At 75.3% G+C, this 963-nt stretch carries 1 protein-coding gene; it reads right to left on the reverse strand.

What is annotated here, in order from left to right:
• Nucleotides 1–963: DNA polymerase III subunit delta' (locus tag D8M29_RS12435; protein WP_127446033.1), on the reverse strand; the 963-nt coding region annotated here is incomplete at both ends.

Here is a 963-nt window from a genome sequence, read left to right on the forward strand (position 1 = left end):
TCGCATCGCCGCCAGCTGCTCCGGCACGTTGGCGGCGATGCGCTCCCGGGCCGTGGTGACGGCGTCGATCCGGGCGAGCACCTCGGCCGAGTCGCCGGCGGTGCCGCGGGCGTACGCCTCGATCTCGTCCCGACGGTGCTCGTTGATGAGCTCGCCGTCGGCCCCCAGCTGCACGCGCAGCACGTCCCGGAACAGGCCCATGACGTCGATCATGGCCCGGTCCAGCGAGTCTCGGACGGCGCGGCGCCGCCGGCGGGTCTGGTCCTCCTCGAGCCGTTTGACGTGGTGGCGGAGCTTGGGCGGGACGGGCTCGCCGGGCTCGAGGCCCAGGGAGCGGCGCAGTGCCTCGAGCTCCTCGGCGTCCCGGGCTTCGGCGGCGGACTCGGCCTCGGCCTTGGACACCTCGGCCAACGTGGCGGCCAGGGCCATCGCGTCGGAGACGGCGGTGGCCTGGAGCGGCAGGGAGAGGATGCGCTCGCGGCGTTCGAGGGCCTCCGGGTCCCGCGCGAGGCGGCGGGCCATGCCCACGTGCGACTGGGAGATCCGGGCGGTGGTGAGCGCCGTCTCGCGGTCCAGCCCGTCGCGGCGGTGCAGCAGCTCCGCCACCTGCTCCACGGCGGGGATGCTCAGCGTGATCAGCCGGCAGCGGGAGCGGACGGTGGGGAGCACGTCCGCGGGGGACGGGGTGCACAGCATCCAGATCGTGCGGGCCGGCGGCTCCTCGATGGCCTTGAGGAGCACGTTCGTGGCGCGCTCCGTCATGCGGTCCGCGTCCTCCATGAGGAAGATCCGCCAGCGCCCGGTGGCGGGGGTGGACTGGCCGGCCTCCACGAGGGCGCGGACGTCCTCGATCCGATAGCTCACCGCCTCGGTGGCCAGCACGGTCACGTCCGGGTGGGTGCCGCCGAGGACGGTGCGGCACGCGTGGCACTCGCCGCAGCCGCGCGCCGCCGGGTCCGCGCC

The sequence above is a fragment of the Micrococcus sp. HSID17227 genome, assembly GCF_003989405.1.
Classification (GTDB): Bacteria; Actinomycetota; Actinomycetes; order Actinomycetales; family Micrococcaceae; genus Micrococcus; species Micrococcus luteus.